Origin of the sequence: Micrococcus sp. HOU01 (assembly GCF_035609305.1) — a bacterium.
In the GTDB taxonomy this organism is placed as follows: Bacteria; Actinomycetota; Actinomycetes; order Actinomycetales; family Micrococcaceae; genus Micrococcus; species Micrococcus luteus.
Window position 1 is genome coordinate 1,339,943 of record NZ_CP141211.1, and the last position, 21,207, is coordinate 1,361,149.

Here is a 21,207-nt window from a genome sequence, read left to right on the forward strand (position 1 = left end):
CGCGGCGCCCCGTGCGTGAGAGACTGCACGCCATGGTGCGCTGGTTGACAGCGGGGGAGTCTCACGGCCCCGCGCTCACAGGAATCGTAGAGGGACTGCCGGCCGGGATCCCGGTCACGACGCAGGACGTGCAGGACGCGCTCGCGCGCCGCCGCCTGGGGTACGGGCGCGGCGCGCGCATGAAGTTCGAGCAGGACGCGGTGACGATCCTCGGCGGCGTCCGCCACGGCCGCACCCTCGGCTCGCCCGTGGCGATCCAGGTGGGCAACACGGAATGGCCCAAGTGGGAGAAGGTGATGGCCGCCGATCCCGTCCCCGCGGAGGAGCTCGACGGTCTGGCCCGCAACGCGGCGCTCACCCGCCCGCGGCCCGGCCACGCCGACCTGACCGGCATGCAGAAGTACGGCTTCGACGAGGCCCGCCCCCTCCTCGAGCGCGCCTCGGCCCGGGAGACCGCCGCCCGTGTGGCCCTGGGCACCGTCGCCCGCGCCTTCCTCGGCGAGCTCGGCGTGCGGATCGTCTCCCACACCGTGGCCTTCGGGGAGGCCGCCCTGCCGGAGGGCCACCCGTTCCCCGTCCCCGAGGACGAGGCCCGCCTCGACGCCGACCCGGTCCGCTGCCTCGACCCGCAGACCTCCGCGGCGATGGTCGCCGAGGTCGACGACGCCCACCGCGCCGGGGAGACCCTCGGCGGCGTCGTGGAGGTGCTGGCGTACGGCGTGCCGATCGGCCTGGGCTCCCACGTGCACTGGGACCGCCGTCTCGACGCGCGGCTGGCCGGCGCGCTCATGGGCATCCAGGCGATCAAGGGCGTGCAGGTCGGCGACGGGTTCGCCACGGCCGCCCGACGCGGCTCCGCCGCCCACGACGGGATCGCCCGCGGCGCGGACGGCCGCCCCCGGCGCACGAGTGACCGGGCCGGCGGCATCGAGGCCGGCATGTCGACGGGCGAGCTGCTGCGCGTGAGCGCCGCGATGAAGCCGATCGCCACGGTGCCGCGCGCGCTGCCCACGGTCGACGTCGCCACGGGCGCGGAGACCACGGCCCACCATCAGCGCTCCGACGTGGCGGCCGTGCCCGCCGCGGGCATCGTCGCCGAGGCCATGGTCGCCCTCGTCCTGGCTGACGCGATGCTCGAGAAGTTCGGCGGCGACTCCGTGGCCGAGACGCGCCGCAACCTCGAGGCGTTCCAGGCCGCGGTCCCCGCCCTGCCGGAGCCGGGCGCCGACGTCGTGGCGGACGGCCCGATGGGCGACCCCCTGCCGTGACCGACACCCCCGGGACCGCGCCGGCCCCGGGACCGGACTCGAGCACGCGTCCCGTCCCCGGGCCCGTCACCGTGTGCCCGTGGGAGGGCATGACCGGTGCCCTCGAGGCGCGCCTGACGGCCGCGGCCACGGTGGCCGCCGCGGCCGACGAGGACCCGGACACGCGCCCGGCCCGCCGGATCGTCCTCGTCGGCCCGATGGGGGCCGGGAAGACGACGGTCGGCCGGGCCGTGGCCGCCGTGACCGGGCTGCCCTTCGTGGACTCCGACGAGCTGTTCGCCCAGGTGCACGGCCCGATCCCGGAGTTCTTCGCCGAGCACGGCGAGGCCGCGTTCCGGGCGGAGGAGGCGCGCGTCATCGGCCATGTGCTCGGCCGACCCGCCCCGTGCGTCCTCTCGTGCGGCGGCGGCGCCGTCCTGCATCCGGGCACCCGCCGCGCGCTGGCCGGGCCGGACTCCGACGTCGTCTACCTCGCTGTCGGAGAGGAGGAGGCGCTGCGCCGCGTGGGCGGCGGCGCGGGCCGCCCCGTCCTGGCCGGAGACCCCGCCGGGACCTGGCGGCGCATCCTCGCCGAACGCGAGGGGCTGTACCGCGAGGTCGCCGACCTCGTGCTCGACACCACAGGCCTGACGGCCGCCGAGGCGGCCTGGCGTATCGTGGGGGACGCCCACCGCCCCCGAAGGAGTGAGTCACACCCATGACCGACCGTGAGCCGGACATCACCGAGCAGGAGACCCCGGGGGCGGCGCCCGCGGCCGCTCCGGCCGCACCCGAGGACGTGACGGTCATCCCCGTGGCCGGCGGCCACGAGGCGGCCGTGCACGGCGGCTACGACGTGGTGGTGGGCCGGGGCCTGCTCGCGCGCCTGCCGGACATGCTCGGCCCGACCGTCCGACGCGTGCTGGTCATCCATCCGCGCGCCCTCCGGGCCACCGGCGACGTCGTCAAGAACGACCTCGAGGCCGTGGGCCTGACCGCACTGACCGCCGAGATCCCGGACGCCGAGGAGGGCAAGCACCTGCAGGTGGCCGGGTTCTGCTGGCAGGTGCTCGGCCAGAACGACTTCACCCGGTCGGACGCGATCGTCTCCGTGGGCGGCGGCGCCGTGTCCGACCTGGCCGGCTTCGTGGCGGCCACGTGGCTGCGCGGCGTCCGCGTCGTGCACATGCCCACCACCCTGCTGGGCATGGTGGACGCGGCGGTGGGCGGCAAGACCGGCATCAACACCGCCGAGGGCAAGAACCTGGTGGGGGCGTTCCACAATCCGGCCGGCGTGCTGGCCGACCTGGACACGCTGCTCACCCTGCCGGCCAACGAGCTGATCTCCGGCCTGGCCGAGGTCGTGAAGTGCGGCTTCATCGCCGACCCCGCGATCCTCGACCTCATCGAGGAGGACCCGGCCCAGGCCCAGAACCCGCACTCCGCGCGGCTGCGCGAGCTGATCGAGCGCTCGATCCGGGTGAAGGCGGACGTCGTCTCCCGCGACCCCCGCGAGTCGGGGGCCCGCGAGGCACTGAACTACGGCCACACGATGGGGCACGCGATCGAGCTCGCCGAGCGCTACCAGTGGCGCCACGGCGCCGCGGTGTCCGTGGGCCTGGTCTTCGCGGCGGAGCTGGCCCGCTCCCTCGGCCGGCTCGACGACGCCACCGCGGACCGCCACTGGTCGGTGCTGACGGCCCTGGGCCTGCCCGTCTCCTACCGCGGGGACCGGTGGCAGACCCTGCTCGAGGGCATCCGCCGGGACAAGAAGAACCGCGGCGACCAGCTGCGCTTCGTCCTGCTGGACGGGCTCGCGCAGCCCACCACCGTGGACATCCCGGACGCGTCCCTGCTCTTCGCGGCGTACCAGGAGATCGCGGAGTGAGCCGCCGCTGACCCCGGCCCCGCGCGGGGCCTCCCGTAGACTGGCCCGCGCACATCCAAGACCCCACCCACTGCAGGCGGACCCGTGACGGTCCGCGAGACCGATCGGGAGCACACACACGTGGCAACGAGCAACGACATCAAGAACGGCGTCGTCCTGAAGCTGGAGGGCCAGCTCTGGAACGTCACCGAGTTCCAGCACGTCAAGCCGGGCAAGGGCGGCGCGTTCGTCCGCACCAAGATGAAGAACATCACCACGGGCAAGGTCGTGGACAAGACCTTCAACGCCGGCGCCAAGGTCGAGTTCGCCACCGTGGACCGCTCCGACTACCAGTACCTCTACCAGGACGGCGCGGACTACGTGTTCATGGACGTCAAGGACTACGACCAGATCACCGTGCCCGGGGCCGTGGTCGGCGACGCCGCGAAGTACATGCTCGAGAACACCCAGGTGGTCATCGCCCTGCACGAGGGAACGCCGCTGTACCTCGAGATGCCGGCGTCCGTGGTCCTGGAGATCACCTACACCGAGCCGGGCCTGCAGGGGGACCGCTCGTCCGCCGGCACCAAGCCCGCCACCGTGGAGACCGGCGCCGAGATCCAGGTGCCGCTCTTCGTGGAGCAGGGCACCCGCGTCAAGGTCGACACCCGGACCGGCGACTACCTCGGCCGCGTCAATGACTGAGCGGGCCTCCGCCGGCTCCGCTGCCAAGCGGGGGACCACGGCGCGCAGCCGCTCCCGGCAGCGTGCGGTGGAGATCCTGTTCGAGGCCGAGCAGCGCGGCTCCACCGTGCTGGAGGGCATCCGTACCCGCCGCGAGAGCACCGACCTGCAGGTGAACGCCTACACCCAGCGGCTCGTGGAAGGCGTCATCGCGGACCAGGAGCGGCTCGACGAGGCCCTGAGCTCCTACTCCCGCGGCTGGTCCCTGGACCGCATGCCCGCCGTCGACCGGGCGATCCTGCGCGTGGGGGCCTGGGAGCTGCTGTTCCAGGACGACGTGCCGGACGCCGTCGCCATCTCCGAGGCCGTCGCCCTGGCCGCCCAGCTGTCCACGGACAACTCGCCCGAGTTCGTCAACGGTCTGCTCGGCCGCCTGCAGCAGGTCAAGCCGACACTGCTCGCCTGAGCCGCCGAGAGCTCCGTCACGAGGCCCGTCCCGCACCGCGTCATCCGCGCCGTGGGCCGGGCCTCGCTGGTAGAGTCGACGACGTCCCACGCGGGGGCCCACCGGCGCCCGGGGACGGACCACGCATCCTTTAAGAGCCGTCCTGTGAGGCGGGGAAGGAGGCGCCGGCATGGGAACTGATCCCGCCGCACCTCGTGCTGCCCGGACCGTGCTGTCCGCGTCCGAGATCGACCGGGCGCTGACCCGGATCGCCCACGAGATCCTCGAGTCCAACAAGGGTGCCGAGGGTCTCGTCCTGATGGGGATCCCGCGCCGCGGGGCGCCCCTGGCCCGGCGGCTGGGCGCCCTGCTGGCCCGCATCGAGCCGGCCTTCGACCCCATCGCCGCCGTCGGCGAGGTGGACGTGACGCTCTACCGGGACGACCTCCGCCGCGGCACGGCCCGCACCCCGATGCCCACCCGCCTGCCCGAGGTCCCCCTCGACGGCGCCGTCGTCGTGCTCGTGGACGACGTCCTCTTCTCCGGCCGCACCGTGCGGGCCGCCCTCGACGCGATCGCCGACCTGGGCCGCCCCGCCGCCGTGCGCCTGGCCGTCCTCGTGGACCGCGGGCACCGCGAGCTGCCCGTCCGGGCCGACTTCGTGGGCAAGAACCTGCCGACCTCCACCGCCGAACGCGTCCAGGTCCGGCTCATGGAGGTCGACGGCCCCGAGGGCACCGGCGAGGTCACCGAGGACGCCGTGAGCATCGTCGACCGTGTCGCGACCCGGGAGGGCTGAGCCGTGCGCCACCTGCTGTCCACCGCCGACCTCTCCCGCGCCGACGCCCTCGCCGTCCTCGACACCGCCGAGGAGATGGCCGCCGTCAACCAGCGCGAGGTCAAGAAGCTGCCCGCCCTGCGCGGCCGCACCGTGGTGAACCTCTTCCTCGAGGACTCCACCCGCACCCGCATCTCCTTCGAGGCCGCCGCCAAGCGGCTCTCCGCGGACGTGATCAACTTCTCCGCGAAGGGATCGTCCGTCTCCAAGGGGGAGTCGCTCAAGGACACCGTCCAGACGCTCGAGGCCATCGGCGCGGACGCCATCGTGATGCGCCACTGGTCCTCGGGCGCGGCCCGCCAGCTGGCCGACTCCGGCTGGGTGCGCTCCGCCGTCGTGAACGCCGGCGACGGCACCCACGAGCACCCCACCCAGGCCCTTCTGGACGCCTTCACCCTGCGCCGGCGCCTCGCCGCGGCGACGGGAGAGGACCTGGTCGGCCGGGACCTGACCGGCATGCGCGTGGTGATCGTGGGGGACATCCTGCACTCGCGCGTGGCCCGGTCCAACGTGTGGCTGCTCAGCACGCTGGGCGCACAGGTCACCCTGGCCGCCCCGCCCACCCTGCTGCCCGTGGGCGTGGCCGCGTGGCCGTGCCAGGTCACCTACTCGCTGGACGAGGCCCTCGACGCCGGCCCCGACGCCGTCATGATGCTCCGCGTCCAGGCCGAGCGGATGGGCGGCGCCTTCTTCCCGTCCGCGGGGGAGTACACCCGGACCTGGGGCCTGACCGACGACCGCTTCGCCCGCCTCACCGCCGGCCGCGGCGCCCTGCTCGACGAGCCCGTGGTCATGCACCCCGGCCCGATGAACCGCGGCCTGGAGATCAGCCCGGCGGCGGCGGACTCGCCCCGCAACACCGCCCTCGAACAGGTCGCCAACGGCGTGTCCGTCCGCATGGCGGTCCTGCACCTCGTCCTCAACCACGACCAGGAGGTCCGCCCGTGAGCGCCCCCAGCCCCGCCCCCCTGCTGCTGCGCAGCGCGCGCCTGACCACGGGCGAGACCGCCGACGTGCTCGTCGCCGAGGGCCGGATCGCCGCCCTCGGCCCGGACGCCGCGGCCCACGCCGCCGGCCTCGACCCGGCCCCCGAGGAGGTCGACTGCGCCGGCCTGGTGCTGCTGCCCGGGCTCGTCGACCTGCACACCCATCTGCGCCAGCCCGGCAAGGAGGACGCGGAGACGGTCGAGACCGGCACCCGCGCCGCCGCGATGGGCGGTTTCACCTCGGTCCACGCGATGGCCAACTCGACGCCGACGGCCGACACCGCCGGCGTGGTGGAGCAGGTGTGGCGGCTGGGCCGGGACGCGGGCTGGTGCGATGTGCACCCCGTGGGCGCGGTGACCGTGGGCCTGGCAGGCGAGGCCCTGGCCGACCTCGGCGCGATGGCCGACTCGCAGGCCCGCGTGCGCATGTTCTCCGACGACGGCATGTGCGTCCACGACGCCGTGCTGATGCGCCGGGCCCTCGAGTACGTGAAGTCCTTCGGCGGCTTCGTGGCCCAGCACGCGCAGGAGCCGAACCTCACCGCCGGCGCCCAGATGAACGAGTCCGAGCTCTCCGGCGTCCTCGGCCTGGCCGGCTGGCCCGCCGTGGCGGAGGAGGCCATCATCGCCCGTGACGTGCTGCTGGCCCAGCACGTGGACTCCCGCCTGCACGTGTGCCACGTCTCCACGGCCGGCTCCGTCGAGCTGATCCGCTGGGCCAAGGCCCAGGGCGTGGCCGTGACCGCCGAGGTCACCCCGCACCACCTGCTGCTCACCGAGGAGCTCGTCCGCTCCTACGACCCCGTGTTCAAGGTCAACCCGCCGCTGCGCCGCGAGTCCGACGTGATGGCCCTGCGCGCCGGGCTGGCCGACGGCACCATCGACACCGTGGGCACCGACCACGCCCCACACACCGCCGAGACCAAGCAGTGCGAGTGGACGGTCGCGGCGATGGGCATGACGGGCCTCGAGACCGCCCTGTCCGTGGTGCAGCGGGCGATGGTGGACACCGGCCTGATGGACTGGGCCGGCGTCGCCCGCGTGATGTCCACGGCGCCGGCCCGGATCGCCGGCCTGACCGACCAGGGCCAGGCCGACGAGCGCGGCGTCCCGCGCGTCGGCGCGGTGGCCAACCTCGTGCTCGTGGACCCGCAGGCCCGCCGCACCGTGGACCCCGAGCAGCACCTGACGAAGTCCCGCAACAGCCCGTACCGGGGCATGGAGCTGCCGGGCGCGGTGCGCCACACGGTCTATCGCGGTGCCCGCGTCGTCGCCGACGGCGCCCCCGCCCGGCCGTACCGCCACCCGGCCCTGACGGAGACGGGGGAGCGCGCGTGAGCATCACCCCCCTGGCCGCCGCCCTGGCGGCCCGACCCGTCCCCCCGCGGACCCCGACGAAGGACTACGCGGACGTGTGGCTGCCGGTGACCCTGGGCACCCTGGCCGTCGTCCTCGTGCTGCTCGGCCTGCTGGCCCTCGGGTGGCGGGCCCGCCGCCGGGCGCAGGCCGGGATCCCGGCCCCGGCCCCCGTGCCGACGGCCCTCTACGACGCAGAGCCGACGCTGTCCGCGGAGGGCATGCACGTGGGCACGGTGCGCGGCGAGGACCGACTGGACCGCGTGGCGGTGCACGGCCTGGGCCTGCGCTCGCGCGCCGTCCTCGAGGTCCACGACGCCGGCGCCCACCGCGGCCTGCTCGTGCTCCGCCCCGGGGCCGCCAACCTGTTCATCCCCGCGGACGACCTCGTCGAGGCCGGCCTGTCCGCGGGGATCGCCGGCAAGTTCGTCGAGCCGGGCGGGCTCGTCGCCTGGGGCTGGCGCCTCGGCGACGTCGAACTCACCTCCGCCTTCCGCCCCGACCGCCCCGAGGACCGCGACCGGCTCCTCGCCGCCCTGCAGACCATCATCGACCCCGCCCCGGCCGACCCGGCCGGCCGCGCAGGAGAAGGAGACCCCCGATGAGCACCCCCACCGACAACCTGGCCCTGCTCGTCCTCGAGGACGGCACCGTCCACCGCGGCCGGGCCTACGGCGCCCGCGGCCGCACCCTGGGCGAGGCCGTGTTCACCACGGGCATGACCGGCTACCAGGAGACCCTCACCGACCCGTCCTACGCGGGGCAGATCATCGTGCAGACCTCCCCGCACATCGGCAACACCGGGGTCAACGACGCCGACCGCGAGTCGCGGGCGATCTTCGCCGCCGGCTACGTGGTCCGCGACGCCGCCCGGCGTCCGTCCAACTGGCGCGCCGAGCGCAGCCTCGACGAGGAGCTCGAGGCGTTCGGCGTCGTCGGGATCCGCGAGGTCGACACCCGGGCCATCACCCGCCGCCTGCGCACCGAGGGCTCGATGCGCGCCGGCGTGTTCTCCGGTGAGCACGCCGCCCGCCCCGAGGCCGAGCTGCTGGCGGAGGTGCGCGCCCAGCCGTCGATGGCCGGCGCCCGCCTCGCGGAGTCCGTCACCACGGAGGAGCCGTACGTCATCGAGCCGGCCGAGCACGGCTGGGAGGGCGAGCCGATCGCCGAGATCGCCGCCCTCGACCTCGGCATCAAGGCCGCCACGCCGCGGCACCTGGCCTCCCGCGGCATCCGCGTGCACGTGCTGCCCGCGGCCACGGACCTGGCCGGCATCCGCGCCGTGGACCCGGACGGCGTCTTCCTGTCCAACGGCCCCGGCGACCCGGCCACGGCAGACGCCCAGGTGGAGCTGCTGCGCGAGGTCCTCGACGCCGGCCTGCCGTTCTTCGGCATCTGCTTCGGCAACCAGATCTTCGGCCGCGCGCTCGGCTTCGACACCTACAAGCTGAAGTTCGGCCACCGCGGCCCGAACCAGCCGGTGCTGGTCAAGGCCACGGGCCGCGTGGCCATCACCTCCCAGAACCACGGCTTCGCCGTGGACGCCCCCCTCGGCGAGCCGATCGAGGCGCCGGAGTCGCGCTTCGGCCGCGTCGAGGTCTCCCACTGGTCCCTGAACGACCAGGTCGTCGAGGGCCTGCGCCTGCTCGACCGGCCCGCCTTCTCCGTGCAGTTCCACCCGGAGTCCGCGGCCGGCCCCAACGACACCCTCGACCTGTTCGACCGCTTCGTGCAGCTGCTCACCGAGCACCGCACCGCCACCACCCCCGCCACCGAAGGAGCCTGATCCATGCCCAAGCGCACCGACCTGAAGTCCGTCCTGGTCATCGGCTCCGGCCCCATCGTGATCGGCCAGGCCGCCGAGTTCGACTACTCCGGCACCCAGGCCATCCGCGTCCTCAAGGAGGAGGGCGTCCGCGTCGTCCTCGTCAACTCCAACCCGGCCACGATCATGACCGATCCGGAGCTGGCCGACGCCACCTACGTCGAGCCCATCACCCCGGCCGTGGTCGCCAAGATCATCGAGAAGGAGCGCCCGGACGCCCTGCTGCCCACCCTGGGCGGCCAGACGGCGCTGAACACCGCCATCGCCCTCGACAAGGACGGGGTGCTCGAGCGCTTCGGCGTCGAGCTGATCGGCGCGAACATCGAGGCCATCGAGCTCGGCGAGAACCGCGAGCTGTTCAAGGGCGTCGTGGAGCGTGCCGGCGGCGAATCCGCCCGGTCCCACATCGTGCACACGATGGAGGAGGCCCTGGCCGCCGTCGAGGACCTGAAGTACCCCGTGGTGGTGCGCCCCTCGTTCACGATGGGCGGCCTCGGCTCCGGCATGGCCTACGACGAGGCCGACCTGTACCGCATCTGCGGCGCCGGCCTGCAGTACAGCCCGACCTCCGAGGTCCTGCTCGAGGAGTCCATCCTCGGCTGGAAGGAGTACGAGCTGGAGATGATGCGGGACAAGAACGACAACGTCGTCGTCGTCTGCTCCATCGAGAACGTGGACCCCGTGGGCGTGCACACCGGCGACTCCATCACCGTGGCCCCGGCCATGACGCTGACGGACCGCGAGTACCAGAAGCTGCGGGACATCTCGATCAACGTCATCCGCGAGGTCGGCGTGGACACCGGCGGCTGCAACATCCAGTTCGCGGTGAACCCCGTGGACGGGCGCGTCGTCGTCATCGAGATGAACCCGCGCGTCTCCCGCTCCTCGGCGCTGGCCTCGAAGGCCACCGGCTTCGCGATCGCCAAGATCGCCACCAAGCTGGCCCTGGGCTACACGATGGACGAGATCCCCAACGACATCACCCAGAAGACCCCGGCGTCCTTCGAGCCGGTCCTGGACTACGTGGTCGTGAAGGTCCCGCGCTTCGCGTTCGAGAAGTTCCCGGCGGCGGATCCCACGCTGACCACCACCATGAAGTCGGTCGGCGAGGCCATGGCCATCGGCCGCAACTTCACGGAGGCCCTGCAGAAGGCCCTGCGCTCGCTCGAGCAGAAGGGCTCGGAGCTCGCGTTCCCGCAGGACGCCGACCCGCAGGCCCTGCTCGCGGCGGCGAGCACGGCCACCGCCGACCGGCTCTCCCAGACCCAGCAGGCGCTCTACGCCGGCGCCACGATCGAGGAGGCCTTCGAGGCCACCGCGATCGACCCGTGGTTCCTGGACCAGTTCGTGCTCATCAACGAGGTCGCGGACGAGATCCGCGACGCCGAGGTCCTCGACGAGGCCCTGCTGCGCCGCGCCAAGCGGCACGGGTTCTCCGACGCCCAGATCGGCTCGCTGCGGCACATGGACGCCGCGGTCGTGCGCGGCGTGCGTCACGCCCTGGGCGTGCGCCCCGTCTACAAGACCGTGGACACCTGTGCCGCCGAGTTCGAGGCCTTCACCCCGTACCGGTACTCCAGCTACAACCTCGAGACCGAGGTCGCCCCGCACGAGGGCGAGTCGGTGATCATCCTCGGCTCGGGCCCGAACCGGATCGGCCAGGGCATCGAGTTCGACTACTCGTGCGTGCACGCCACCATGGCGCTGCGCGAGGCCGGCTACGAGACCGTGATGGTCAACTGCAACCCGGAGACGGTATCCACGGACTACGACATCTCCGATCGCCTCTACTTCGAGCCGCTCACGCTCGAGGACGTCCTGGAGGTCATCGCGGCAGAGGAGGCCTCCGGCGGCGTGCGCGGCGTCTTCGTGCAGCTCGGCGGCCAGACCCCGCTCAAGCTGGCCCAGCAGCTCGCCGACGCCGGCGTGCCGATCCTGGGCACCTCGCCCGCGGCCATCGACCTGGCCGAGCACCGCGGTGAGTTCGCGCTCGTGCTCGAGCGCGCGGGCCTGGTGGCGCCGAAGAACGGCACGGCCGTCTCCTTCGACGACGCCAAGCGCGTGGCGGACGAGATCGGCTACCCCGTGCTCGTGCGCCCCTCCTACGTGCTCGGCGGCCGCGGCATGGAGATCGTGTACTCCGAGGAGGCGCTGGCCCACTACGTGGAGCACGCGACGGAGATCACCCCCGACCAGCCGATGCTCGTGGACCGCTTCCTCGAGGACGCGATCGAGATCGACGTCGACGCCCTCTACGACGGCACCGAGCTGTACCTCGGCGGCGTCATGGAGCACATCGAGGAGGCGGGCATCCACTCGGGCGACTCCGCGTGCGTGCTGCCCCCCGTCACCCTGGGCCCGGACGTGCTCGAGCGCGTGCACCGCGCCACCGAGCGGATCGCGGCCGGCGTCGGCGTGCGCGGCCTGATCAACATCCAGTTCGCGCTCGCCTCGGACGTGCTGTACGTGATCGAGGCGAACCCGCGCGCCTCGCGGACCGTGCCGTTCGTCTCGAAGGCCACGGGCGTCCAGCTGGCCAAGGCGGCCGCGCGGATCGGCGTCGGCGAGAGCATCGCCGACCTGCGCGCGGCCGGCATGCTGCCCACGGCGTACGACGGCGGCACCCTGCCGATCGGCGCGCCCGTGGCGGTCAAGGAGGCGGTGCTGCCGTTCACCCGCTTCCGCACCGCGGAGGGCCGCGTGGTCGACTCGCTGCTGGGCCCGGAGATGCGCTCGACGGGCGAGGTCATGGGCATCGACAAGCACTTCGACACCGCGTTCGCCAAGTCCCAGTCCGCCGCCGGCGGCCCGCTGCCCACCTCGGGGCGCGTGTTCGTGTCGGTCGCGAACCGGGACAAGCGCACCCTCGTGGGCCAGGCCAAGCGCCTCGTCGACCTCGGCTTCCAGGTGGTCTCCACCGGCGGCACCGCCGAGGTGCTGCGGCGCAACGGCATCCCCGCGGAGGTCGTGGCGAAGATCGCCGACGCCGGGCACGAGGACGGCGCGGGCACCGTGCTGGAGCAGCTGCACGCCGGCACCGTCGATCTCGTGCTGAACACGCCCTCCGGCGGCGACGCCCGCACGGACGGCTACGAGATCCGCGCGGCCGCGACGTCGCTCGGCGTGCCGGTGATCACGACCACGGCCGAGTTCGGGGCGTGCCTGCAGGCCATCGAGGCCATGCGGTCCTACGAGTGGTCCGTCACCTCACTGCAGGAGCACGACGCGCGCCTGCAGCAGGCTGTCGCCGGTCCGGAGGCCGCGGCGTGACCACGACGGCGACGGGCGGCGCGGGGCCCCGCGCCCCCTTCGGGCGGCGGCTGGCCCACGCCATGGAGACGGCCGGTCCGCTGTGCCTCGGCGTGGACCCCCATCCGGGCCTGCTGCGGCAGTGGGGCCTGAGCGACACCCCGGCGGGCCTCGAGGCGTTCTCCCTAACCGCCCTCGAGGCGGCGGTGGGTCCCGAGGGGCCCCGCGTGGCGGCGATCAAGCCCCAGGTGGCGCTGTACGAGCGCCACGGATCGGCCGGCCTGGCGGCCCTGGAGCGGCTGCTCGCGGCCGCCCGGGACGCCGGGGTGCTCACGATCGCGGACGCCAAGCGCGGTGACATCGGCTCCACCATGGACGGCTACGCCGCCGCGTGGATCGCCGACGCCTCGCCCCTGGCCGCGGATGCGGTGACGCTCAGCCCGTACCTGGGTTTCGGCACCCTCGTGCCGACCATCCGCGCCGCCCACGAGGCCGGCCGCGGCGTGTTCGTCCTCGCGCTGACCTCCAATCCGGAGGGCCGCGAGGTCCAGCACGTGGGCGAGGGGTCGGCCGAGGGATCGGTCGCCCGGCGCATCGCCGCGGCGGCGGCCGCCGAGAACGCGGCCCTGCGCGGCGACGACGCGTGGGGGCCGGTGGGACTCGTCTTGGGCGCCACGGTGGCCGCCGAGGCGGACCGCCTCGGCCTGGACCTGCCGGCCCTCGGCGGGCCCCTGCTGGCGCCCGGGTTCGGTGCCCAGGGCGCCACGGCCCGGGGCATGCGGGCCGACTTCGGGACGGCCTGGCCGCAGGTCTTGGCGACCTCGTCCCGCGGCATCCTGAGCGCGGGCCCGTCGGTGGCCTCGCTGGTGGACACGATCGAGGAGAATCGCGCCGCCCTGCGGTGACGCCCGCGTCCTCCCGGCGCGCCCGTGCCGTGTGGACGGGATGGTATCTTCCCTTTCGATCGGCTGTGCTCGTCGTCCTTGACCATGGAAGGGTCACGACGGGGCCGGTGGGGAACGAGAGGCATCGAGGTCAGACCCATGGCGTTGCGGCAGCTCAGTGTGCAGGAGAGGGCGGAGGCCCGGAGGAAGGCCCTCCAGGCCCGCCAGGCGCGGGCGGAGCTCAAGGCGGCCTTCGCCGCCGGTGAGGTCGGCCTGGCCGACATTTTCGCGCGCGCGGACGCCGACGACGCCGTCGCCCGTCTGCGGACCGTGGACCTGCTGCTGGCCCTGCCGGGCGTGGGCGAGGTCCGGGCCCGGGAGGCGATGGCGGGGTGCGGCATCTCGCCGCGGCGTCGGCTGGGCGGCCTGGGCCGTCGTCAGCGCGAGGCGCTGATCGCCTATATTGGCCGGTGACCCCCACATCCCGGCGGGTCGGCGCCGGCCCGGGTGACGGGTCTGCGAGGCCCGTCCCACCAGGAGGATGCGTGACCGACACGTTCGACCCCGGACCCGCCCCCGCCGTCCCGGTGGCCCGCACCGCCGTCCAGGAACGCCCCCCGGGCCCGGGCGTCACCGTCCTGGCCGGCCCCACCGCCGTCGGCAAGGGCACCGTGTCGGCCTATGTCCGCGAGCACTACCCCGAGGCCTGGCTGTCCGTCTCCGCCACCACCCGCCCGGCGCGCCCGGGCGAGGAGGACGGGGTGCACTACTACTTCACGACGCCGGAGGAGTTCGACTCCCTCGTCGAGGCGGACGAGATGCTGGAATGGGCCGTCGTGCACGGCGTCCACCGCTACGGCACGCGGCGCGACCGCGTGATGGAGGCCGTGGCGCAGGGCCGCCACGTCCTGCTGGAGATCGACCTGCAGGGAGCGCGCCAGGTCCGCCGTGCGCTGCCGGAGGCCACCTTCGTGTTCCTGGCGCCGCCGAGCTGGGAGGAACTCGTGTCCCGGCTGCTCGGCCGCGGCACCGAGAGCCCGGAGGAACAGCGCCGCCGGCTCGAAACGGCTAGACTGGAACTCGCCGCGGAACCCGAGTTCGACGCCGTCGTCGTGAACGACCGCGTGGAGCGGGCCGCCGAGGAACTGGTGAGACTCATGGGGCTGGACCCCGAGCGCCGTCCGACCGAGGCCTGAGGACCGGCCGCACCGACGCCGCACCCGGCGCCGACGTGACAGTGAGATGAAGACTTTGGAGACCCCGTGACCGAACAGTACGAAGGCATCGTCAACCCGCCCATCGACTCCCTGCTGGAGCGGGTCGACTCGAAGTACGCCCTGGTGCTCTTCGCCGCCAAGCGGGCCCGGCAGATCAACGCCTACTACTCGCAGCTGCACGAGGGGCTGTTCGAGTACGTCGGCCCGCTCGTGGACACCCAGCTGAACGAGAAGCCGCTGTCCATCGCCCTGCGCGAGATCGAGGCCGACCTGCTCGTGTCCCGCGAGGCCGTCGAGGCCACCCCGGAGGCCGACCTGGCCGCCGAGGACTTCGGCGACTTCTCCCTGCCGGGCGAGGACGACCCGTTCGCCACCCTCGAGTCGGCCGACGCCCACCAGCCGATGGGCGATCCCGCCGCCATCGAGGAGGCCGCCGAGACGGTGCGCGCCGAGGAGGGCACCTCCGAGGACGCCCCGGAGGCCTGAGCCCGTCATGGAGATCGTCCTCGGGGTCGGCGGCGGCATCGCGGCCTACAAGGCGGCGCTGCTGCTGCGCCTGATGACCGAGGCCGGCCACGGCGTGACCGTGGTGCCCACCGCCAACGCCCTCGAGTTCGTGGGCGCGGCGACGTGGGAGGCCCTCTCCGGTCGCCCGGTCCGCACGGACACGTTCGAGGCGGTCGACGAGGTGAACCACGTCCGGCTCGGCCGGCGTGCGGACCTCGTGGTGGTCGCGCCGGCCACCGCCGATCTGCTCGCGCGCACCGCCGCGGGGATGGCGCCCGACCTGCTGGGCAACGTGCTGCTCACCGCCACGTGCCCCGTCGTCCTGGCCCCCGCCATGCACACCGAGATGTGGCACCACCCCGCCACGGTCGCCAACGTCGCCCTCCTGCGCGAGCGCGGCGTCACGGTCGTGGACCCCGCCGTGGGCCGGCTCACCGGGGCCGACTCCGGCGCCGGGCGGCTGCCCGAGCCCGCCGAGATCTGGGAGCGTGTGCAGGCCGCCGCGGCCGCGGGCGCCCCGCGCCGTCCCCGGGCCTCCGGGTCCGACGCCGAGCCGACACCCGGCCCGCTGGCCGGTCGCACCGTGGTGATCACGGCCGGGGGCACCCGCGAGGCGCTGGACCCGGTCCGCTACCTGGGGAACCGCTCCTCCGGCAAGCAGGGGGCCGCCCTGGCGCGCGCCGCCCTCGAGGCCGGCGCCACCGTGCGGTTCGTCGCCGGGTCCATGTCCGTCCCGACGCCCGAGGGCGTCGAGCGCGTCGTGCCCGTGGAGTCCACGCAGGACCTGCTCGAGGCCGTGCTGGCGGAGGCCGCCGACGCCGACGTCCTCGTGATGGCGGCGGCCGTTGCGGACTTCCGACCGGCCGAGGTCTCCGACGCCAAGATGAAGAAGGGCGACGACGGCGGCGCGCCCGTCATCGTGCTCGAGCGCACCCCGGACGTGCTCGCCACGGCCGTGCGGACCCGCTCCGAGGGCGGGCCCATGGCCCCGCTCATCGTCGGCTTCGCCGCGGAGACCGGCGACGCGACGTCCTCCGTGCTCGAGTACGGCCGGGCCAAACTGGCGCGCAAGGGCTGCGAGATGCTCGTGGTCAACGAGGTCGGCACGGACAAGGTGTTCGGCCGGGACGAGACCGCCGTGACCATCCTGTTCGCCGACGGCCGCCCCGCCGTGGAGACCGTGGGCTCCAAGGACCAGGCGGCGGCCGCCGTCGTGCAGGCGATCGTGGATGACCTCGCCGGTCGCGACCCCGCCGGCGCGTCGGGCCGCTGACCTAGACTGTGCGGCATGACCGATGCCGCCTCGCTGAGCCCCGCCCGCCACGCCGACCCGTATTCGGGGGTGGGCGGCGGAGAGCTCCGTCTCTTCACCTCCGAGTCCGTCACGGCGGGCCACCCCGACAAGATCTGCGACCAGATCTCCGACGCCATCCTGGACGCGATCCTCGCCGCCGACCCGTCGGCGAAGGTGGCCGTGGAGACCCTGACCACCACCGGCCTGGTGCAGGTGGCCGGCGAGGTGAACACCTCGGCGTACGTGGAGATCCCCAAGATCGTGCGCGAGACCATCCTGGACATCGGCTACGACTCCTCGGCCAACGGCTTCGACGGCGCCCAGTGCGGCGTGAACATCTCCATCGGCCAGCAGTCCTCGGACATCTTCGCCGGCGTCTCCCGGTCCCTCGAGGCCCGCGAGTACGGCTCGGCGGACGAGGTGGACGAGCAGGGCGCGGGGGACCAGGGCATCATGTTCGGCTACGCCACGGACGAGACCCCGGCGTACATGCCCATGCCCATCTACCTCGCGCACCGGCTCTCCGAGCGGCTCACCGCGGTGCGCCGGGCGGAGAACACGCCCATGCCGTACCTGCTGCCGGACGGCAAGACGCAGGTCACCATCGGCTACGCGCCCGGCCACGTGCCCACCACGGTCGAGGCCGTGGTGGTCTCCACGCAGCATCACGAGTGGGTCACGCAGGAGCAGCTGCGGGCGGACGTGGAGGAGCACGTGATCCGGCCCGTCATCGAGCGCTCCGGCCTCGACACCTCCGGCATGCGGATCATCATCAACCCGGGCGGCAAGTTCGTCATCGGCGGCCCCGTGGGCGACGCCGGCCTCACCGGTCGCAAGATCATCGTGGACACCTACGGTGGCATGGCCCGGCACGGCGGCGGCGCCTTCTCCGGCAAGGACCCGTCCAAGGTGGACCGCTCCGCCGCCTACATGCTCCGCTGGGTCGCGAAGAACGTGGTGGCCGCCGGCCTCGCCTCGCGCGCCGAGTTCCAGGTGGCCTACGCGATCGGCTCGGCCCGGCCCGTGGGCCTGTACGTGGACACCTTCGGGACGGCCACGGTGCCGGAGGAGAAGATCATCGAGGCCGTGAACGCGGTGTTCGACCTGCGTCCGGCCGCCATCGTGAAGGAGCTGAACCTCCTGCGGCCCATCTACCGACGGACCGCCGCGAACGGCCACTTCGGCCGGGACGACGCCGACTTCACGTGGGAGCGCACGGACCGCGTCGAGCAGCTGCGCGCTGCCGCCGGCCTCTGATCCGGAGGCGGGCATCACGGACACGCTGTTCGCCCTCCCGGAGCCGGAGGACGCGCCCCGACTGCCGGAGCGGGCCGAGGGGTGGCCGGAGCGGCCGATCGCCCGCGTCCTGCTGGACTCGCCCGTGCCGCACCTGGACCGCGAGTTCGACTATCTCGTGCCCGTGGCCCTGGACGACCGGGCGGTCCCCGGCTCCCGCGTGTCCGTCCGCTTCGGCGGACGGGCCATGACGGGCTGGCTCGTCTCGCGGGAGCAGGAGCCGGCCACCGGCGCCCAGCTCACCGAGCTCACCGGCGTGCTCACCGCCATCCCGCCGCTGACGGAGGAGGTCCTGGCGACGGCTCGCGCGGTGGCCCGCCGCCAGGCCGGCGTCGTCACGGACGTGCTGCGGGCCGCGGTGCCCCCGCGCGTTGCGCAGGTCGAGAAGGCCGCCCTGGCGGAGGACGCGGAAACCGCCGCGGACCACCCTGTGACGCTGACCGGCACGGACGCCGAGCGCCCGGAGCCTCCCGCGGCGGAGGAGGGCCTCGTGCCCACGGTGTGGGAGTCCCTCGAGGGGGGCACCGCGTTCGTGTCCGCCGTGCTGGCCGGGGACGCCGCGCGGGCGGCCGCCGTCGTGCCCTCGCGCCTGTTCGAATGGGACGAGGCGGGCGCGCTGGCCGCTCTGGCGCGCACGGTGGCCGCCTCGGACGGCGGCGTCCTGCTGCTGGTGCCCGACCACCGCGACCTCGACCGGCTCTGCGCCGCCCTCGACGAGCACGTGGGGGAGGACGCCTACGCGCGGATCGGCTCCGAGGACGGCAACACGCCCCGGTACCGCGCCCACCTGGCCGCGCTGCGCGGCACCCGGCGCATCGTGGCCGGCACCCGGGCCGCCGTGTGGTCGCCCGTGCGCGACCTGAGGCTGGTGGTGCTCTGGGACGACGGCGACGACGCGTGGGCAGAACCCCGCGCGCCCTACTTCCACGCCCGAGAGGTCGTGTTGGAGCGGGCCCGCGCGACCGGCGCGGCGCTGCTCTTCGCCGGGCCCTCCCGGTCCGTCCCGGTGCAACGGCTCGTCGAGTCGGGCTGGCTGCTGCACCTGGGCCCCTCCCGCGCGACCCAGCGCGAGCTCGGGCCACGGGTTGTCTCCACCGCCGACGCCTGGGAGACGGCGCGCGACCCGTTCGCGCAGCGGGCGCGGCTGCCGCAGGCCGCCTGGGCCGCCGCCCGCGCCGCGCTGCTCGGGCCACGGCCGGGCCCGGTGCTCGTGCAGGTGGCCCGGGCCGGCTTCATCCCCGCCCTCGTGTGCGAACGGTGCCGCACGCCCGCCCGCTGCCGCGTCTGCGCGGGGCCGCTGGGCTTCCGCGACGCGCGGGCCGCCCGGCACGGGGAGGTGGCCTGCCGGTGGTGCGGCACCCGGGAGCGCGGCTTCCGGTGCACCGAGTGCGGCGGCACGACGCTGCGGGCCGGCGCCCGCGGCGTGGACCGCACGGCCGAGGAGCTGGGCCGGGCGTTCCCGCGCGTGCCCGTGCACGCCTCCTCGGCGCAGCACATGCTCGGCTCGGTGCCGCCCGGGCCCTCCCTGGTGGTGGCGACCGTGGGGGCCGAGCCGGCGACGCCCGACGGCTACGCGGCCGCCCTGCTGCTCGACGGGGACAGCCAGCTCCAGCGCGAGGGCCTCGACGTGCCGGGCCGCGTGCTCGCCCGCTGGCTCGCGGCCGCCTGCCTGGTCCGCCCCGCCTCCGACGGGGGCGTCGTGGTGGTCACCGCGGACGCGGGGGAGGCGGTGAACGCGCTCGTCCGACGGGACCCCGACGGCTTCGCCGCGCGCCAGGTCGCCGAGCGGCGCGAGCTGCACCTGCCTCCCGCCGGCCGCCTCGCAGAGGTCACGGGGGAGGCCGCCGCCGTCGCGGAGTACCTCGAGCTCGTGGAGGCCGCCCGCCGGGAACGGCCGGACGAGGACGTCCACGAGGATCCGCACTCGGCCCCGCTCGATGGCGGCCCGGCGCGGCTGCCCTGGATTGGGCCGGTGCCGGACCCCGCCGACGAGACCCGCTCCCGCGCCCTGCTGATCTTCCCCTACGCGGCGGCCGAGGCCACCGTCGGCGCCCTGCGCGCCGCCCGGTCCGCAGCGAGCGCTCGGCGGGAGACCGCCCCGGTGCGGGTGCGGCTCGACCCGGCCGGGGTGCTCTGAGGGGGCGGCCGGACCGACCCGCAGCCCGAGGGGCCGGAGCGCGGCGACGCCGGGGCGATGACGGCGTCAGCGGCCGGCGCGGCGGAGCCAGTCGCGGATCAACGCCGCACAGGCGGCCGGCCGCTCGTAGTGCAGCAGATGCCCGACGCCGTCGAGGACGTGCAGCTCCGCCGTGCCGCCCGCGTCGTCGATCGCCGCGGCGAGCGCCTCCTGTGCCGGCACCGAGCCCAGCGGATCCTCCCGCCCCGCGACCAGCAGCACCGGCAGGCTGAGGCGGGCGGCGACGTCGGCCACGGAGCCCGTGCTCGAGGCGCGGTACGCCTCGGAGAGCATGCGTGCGGAGGCGAAGTCCGAGAAGTGGCGCCGGTGCTGGTCATGGGTGTACGCGAGGACATCCCTGTCCCTGGTGCGGGTCATGGCGAGCGTGGTCACCCACACGACCGGCGGCGCGCCCAGCAGCAGCCGCGCCGGGCGCTCGGGCAGGCGGGCGGCGACCTCGTAGTACCCCTCGGCGACGGCCGCCAGCACCCGACTCGACACGGACGCCGACGCCTCCAGCGCGGGTTCGGCGATGGGGTTGAGCAGGACCAGCCGTCCCCACCGGGACGGGTCCCGCGCGACCAGCTCGGCCGCCACCGTCGTCCCGTAGGAGTGCGCGACCAGCACGGGGGTCGCCCGCAGACCCAGGGCGGCGACGACGGTGGCCACCGCGTCCGCGTGATGGGCCACGGTGTGCTCGGCGTGGGGGAAGGGCTCCGAAGCCCCGAAGCCGGGCAGCTCGATCGAGTGGATCGGATGCTCCGGGAGCGCGTCGGCCAGCAGGGCGAGGCCGTGGTGGTCCCCGCGGAAGCCGTGCACGAACACGAGCGGGGCAGCGGCCGCGTCCCCCTCGGGTGCGCCGGGCGATCCCGGCGCGGCCACCGGAACGGGGGTGTACTCCCACACGGCCACGGACGACCGGATCCCGCTGACGGGGTCCGGGACGGCCAGGGTGTGCCGGCGGGGCGTCCGGGCCGGGTGGCCCGTGAGCACGCGGGGATCGGCGGGCGCCGCGGGCGGGCGCAGCAGATCGCGCAGGCGGACGGGCGGGCCCGGGGCGGCGGACGGCGTCGGGACAGGCACGTCCCCACCCTAGCCAGGCCTTCGACCGCCGACGCCGTGGCGCCTCGTCTCCGCTGGACGCGGGGACGGGGTCCGCCGAGATGCTCGGCCTGATCGCGACCGCGGCGTGCCAGCGGGAGGGCGGCCTTGGGGTGGGCCTGAGGCCACGCTGCCCGGAACCCGGCGACGCCTGGTCCTGGCCACGATGGCGCGCGCGTGCCTACCGTACTCCGGCCCGTCCTCGGTCCCGGGGCCCGCACGGGCGCACCCCGTC

At 74.5% G+C, this 21,207-nt stretch carries 19 protein-coding genes; 18 read left to right on the forward strand and 1 reads right to left on the reverse strand.

Annotated elements, in window-relative coordinates; all coding sequences use genetic code 11:
- Window positions 1-32: 32 nt before the first annotated feature.
- The 18 genes from aroC (at window position 33) to SOY78_RS06210 (ending at window position 19,832) form a co-directional block, all read left to right on the forward strand.
- Entirely contained in the window at window positions 33-1,268 is a 1,236-nt protein-coding gene (gene aroC / locus SOY78_RS06125) for a chorismate synthase (RefSeq protein WP_036313697.1), read from the forward strand.
- Window positions 1,265-1,969, forward strand: coding sequence for a shikimate kinase (locus SOY78_RS06130; protein WP_141842941.1), 705 nt, complete (start codon window positions 1,265-1,267; stop codon window positions 1,967-1,969). Before aroC ends, SOY78_RS06130 begins: the two co-directional genes overlap by 4 nt.
- A complete protein-coding gene (aroB, locus tag SOY78_RS06135; protein WP_081097731.1) occupies window positions 1,966-3,135 on the forward strand; it encodes a 3-dehydroquinate synthase in 1,170 nt (389 codons plus the stop codon). The genes SOY78_RS06130 and aroB overlap by 4 nt, the downstream gene beginning before the upstream one ends.
- A gap of 120 nt (window positions 3,136-3,255) precedes the next feature.
- Window positions 3,256-3,819, forward strand: coding sequence for an elongation factor P (efp, locus tag SOY78_RS06140; protein ID WP_324701287.1), 564 nt, complete (start codon window positions 3,256-3,258; stop codon window positions 3,817-3,819).
- Window positions 3,812-4,264: a transcription antitermination factor NusB gene (nusB, locus tag SOY78_RS06145; RefSeq protein WP_324701288.1), complete on the forward strand. Its 453-nt coding sequence runs from the start codon at window positions 3,812-3,814 to the stop codon at window positions 4,262-4,264. Before efp ends, nusB begins: the two co-directional genes overlap by 8 nt.
- Before the next feature lie 169 nt (window positions 4,265-4,433).
- Entirely contained in the window at window positions 4,434-5,042 is a 609-nt protein-coding gene (gene pyrR / locus SOY78_RS06150; protein ID WP_036380946.1) for a bifunctional pyr operon transcriptional regulator/uracil phosphoribosyltransferase PyrR, read from the forward strand.
- A 3-nt stretch (window positions 5,043-5,045) separates the two neighbouring features.
- Window positions 5,046-6,029 (forward strand): aspartate carbamoyltransferase catalytic subunit, encoded by a 984-nt coding sequence (locus SOY78_RS06155; protein WP_036313715.1) that lies wholly within the window; start codon window positions 5,046-5,048, stop codon window positions 6,027-6,029.
- Window positions 6,026-7,405 (forward strand): dihydroorotase, encoded by a 1,380-nt coding sequence (locus tag SOY78_RS06160; RefSeq protein WP_061867309.1) that lies wholly within the window; start codon window positions 6,026-6,028, stop codon window positions 7,403-7,405. Before SOY78_RS06155 ends, SOY78_RS06160 begins: the two co-directional genes overlap by 4 nt.
- Window positions 7,402-8,028, forward strand: a complete 627-nt coding sequence (locus tag SOY78_RS06165; RefSeq protein WP_036380937.1) for a hypothetical protein — start codon at window positions 7,402-7,404, stop codon at window positions 8,026-8,028. The genes SOY78_RS06160 and SOY78_RS06165 overlap by 4 nt, the downstream gene beginning before the upstream one ends.
- Window positions 8,025-9,209 carry a glutamine-hydrolyzing carbamoyl-phosphate synthase small subunit gene (gene carA, locus SOY78_RS06170; protein ID WP_324701289.1) on the forward strand — a complete coding sequence of 395 codons (1,185 nt, stop codon included), beginning with the start codon at window positions 8,025-8,027 and terminating at the stop codon, window positions 9,207-9,209. Before SOY78_RS06165 ends, carA begins: the two co-directional genes overlap by 4 nt.
- A 3-nt stretch (window positions 9,210-9,212) precedes the next feature.
- A complete protein-coding gene (gene carB / locus SOY78_RS06175) occupies window positions 9,213-12,518 on the forward strand; it encodes a carbamoyl-phosphate synthase large subunit (RefSeq protein ID WP_324701290.1) in 3,306 nt (1,101 codons plus the stop codon).
- A complete protein-coding gene (gene pyrF, locus SOY78_RS06180; RefSeq protein WP_036336596.1) occupies window positions 12,515-13,402 on the forward strand; it encodes an orotidine-5'-phosphate decarboxylase in 888 nt (295 codons plus the stop codon). Before carB ends, pyrF begins: the two co-directional genes overlap by 4 nt.
- Before the next feature lie 138 nt (window positions 13,403-13,540).
- Window positions 13,541-13,855 carry an integration host factor, actinobacterial type gene (gene mihF, locus SOY78_RS06185; protein WP_010078601.1) on the forward strand — a complete coding sequence of 105 codons (315 nt, stop codon included), beginning with the start codon at window positions 13,541-13,543 and terminating at the stop codon, window positions 13,853-13,855.
- 71 nt (window positions 13,856-13,926) lie between these two features.
- Window positions 13,927-14,577: a guanylate kinase gene (gene gmk / locus SOY78_RS06190; RefSeq protein ID WP_010078602.1), complete on the forward strand. Its 651-nt coding sequence runs from the start codon at window positions 13,927-13,929 to the stop codon at window positions 14,575-14,577.
- Window positions 14,578-14,643: 66 nt separating this feature from the next.
- The gene (gene rpoZ, locus SOY78_RS06195; RefSeq protein ID WP_010078603.1) at window positions 14,644-15,084 is read left to right on the forward strand and encodes a DNA-directed RNA polymerase subunit omega; all 441 of its coding nucleotides are present in this window, start codon (window positions 14,644-14,646) and stop codon (window positions 15,082-15,084) included.
- A 7-nt stretch (window positions 15,085-15,091) separates the two neighbouring features.
- Entirely contained in the window at window positions 15,092-16,378 is a 1,287-nt protein-coding gene (coaBC, locus tag SOY78_RS06200) for a bifunctional phosphopantothenoylcysteine decarboxylase/phosphopantothenate--cysteine ligase CoaBC (protein WP_061867306.1), read from the forward strand.
- A gap of 15 nt (window positions 16,379-16,393) precedes the next feature.
- Window positions 16,394-17,656, forward strand: coding sequence for a methionine adenosyltransferase (metK, locus tag SOY78_RS06205; RefSeq protein ID WP_010078605.1), 1,263 nt, complete (start codon window positions 16,394-16,396; stop codon window positions 17,654-17,656).
- 124 nt (window positions 17,657-17,780) lie between these two features.
- Window positions 17,781-19,832, forward strand: a complete 2,052-nt coding sequence (locus SOY78_RS06210) for a primosomal protein N' (protein ID WP_044659809.1) — start codon at window positions 17,781-17,783, stop codon at window positions 19,830-19,832.
- A gap of 66 nt (window positions 19,833-19,898) precedes the next feature.
- On the opposite strand, the gene SOY78_RS06215 is transcribed toward SOY78_RS06210, so the two are convergent.
- Complete coding sequence (locus SOY78_RS06215; protein ID WP_036336590.1) at window positions 19,899-20,954, reverse strand: alpha/beta fold hydrolase; 1,056 nt, start codon at window positions 20,952-20,954, stop codon at window positions 19,899-19,901.
- Window positions 20,955-21,207: the final 253 nt, after the last annotated feature.

Bases quoted from the DNA above. Each gene is read 5' to 3' on its own strand.
- aroC (WP_036313697.1), top strand. From the start codon at position 33: ATGGTGCGCTGGTTGACAGCGGGGGAGTCTCACGGCCCCGCGCTCACA.
- aroB (WP_081097731.1), top strand. From the start codon at position 1,966: ATGACCGACCGTGAGCCGGACATCACCGAGCAGGAGACCCCGGGGGCG.
- nusB (WP_324701288.1), top strand. From the start codon at position 3,812: ATGACTGAGCGGGCCTCCGCCGGCTCCGCTGCCAAGCGGGGGACCACG.
- pyrR (WP_036380946.1), top strand. From the start codon at position 4,434: ATGGGAACTGATCCCGCCGCACCTCGTGCTGCCCGGACCGTGCTGTCC.
- carA (WP_324701289.1), top strand. From the start codon at position 8,025: ATGAGCACCCCCACCGACAACCTGGCCCTGCTCGTCCTCGAGGACGGC.
- carB (WP_324701290.1), top strand. From the start codon at position 9,213: ATGCCCAAGCGCACCGACCTGAAGTCCGTCCTGGTCATCGGCTCCGGC.
- mihF (WP_010078601.1), top strand. From the start codon at position 13,541: ATGGCGTTGCGGCAGCTCAGTGTGCAGGAGAGGGCGGAGGCCCGGAGG.
- coaBC (WP_061867306.1), top strand. From the start codon at position 15,092: ATGGAGATCGTCCTCGGGGTCGGCGGCGGCATCGCGGCCTACAAGGCG.
- metK (WP_010078605.1), top strand. From the start codon at position 16,394: ATGACCGATGCCGCCTCGCTGAGCCCCGCCCGCCACGCCGACCCGTAT.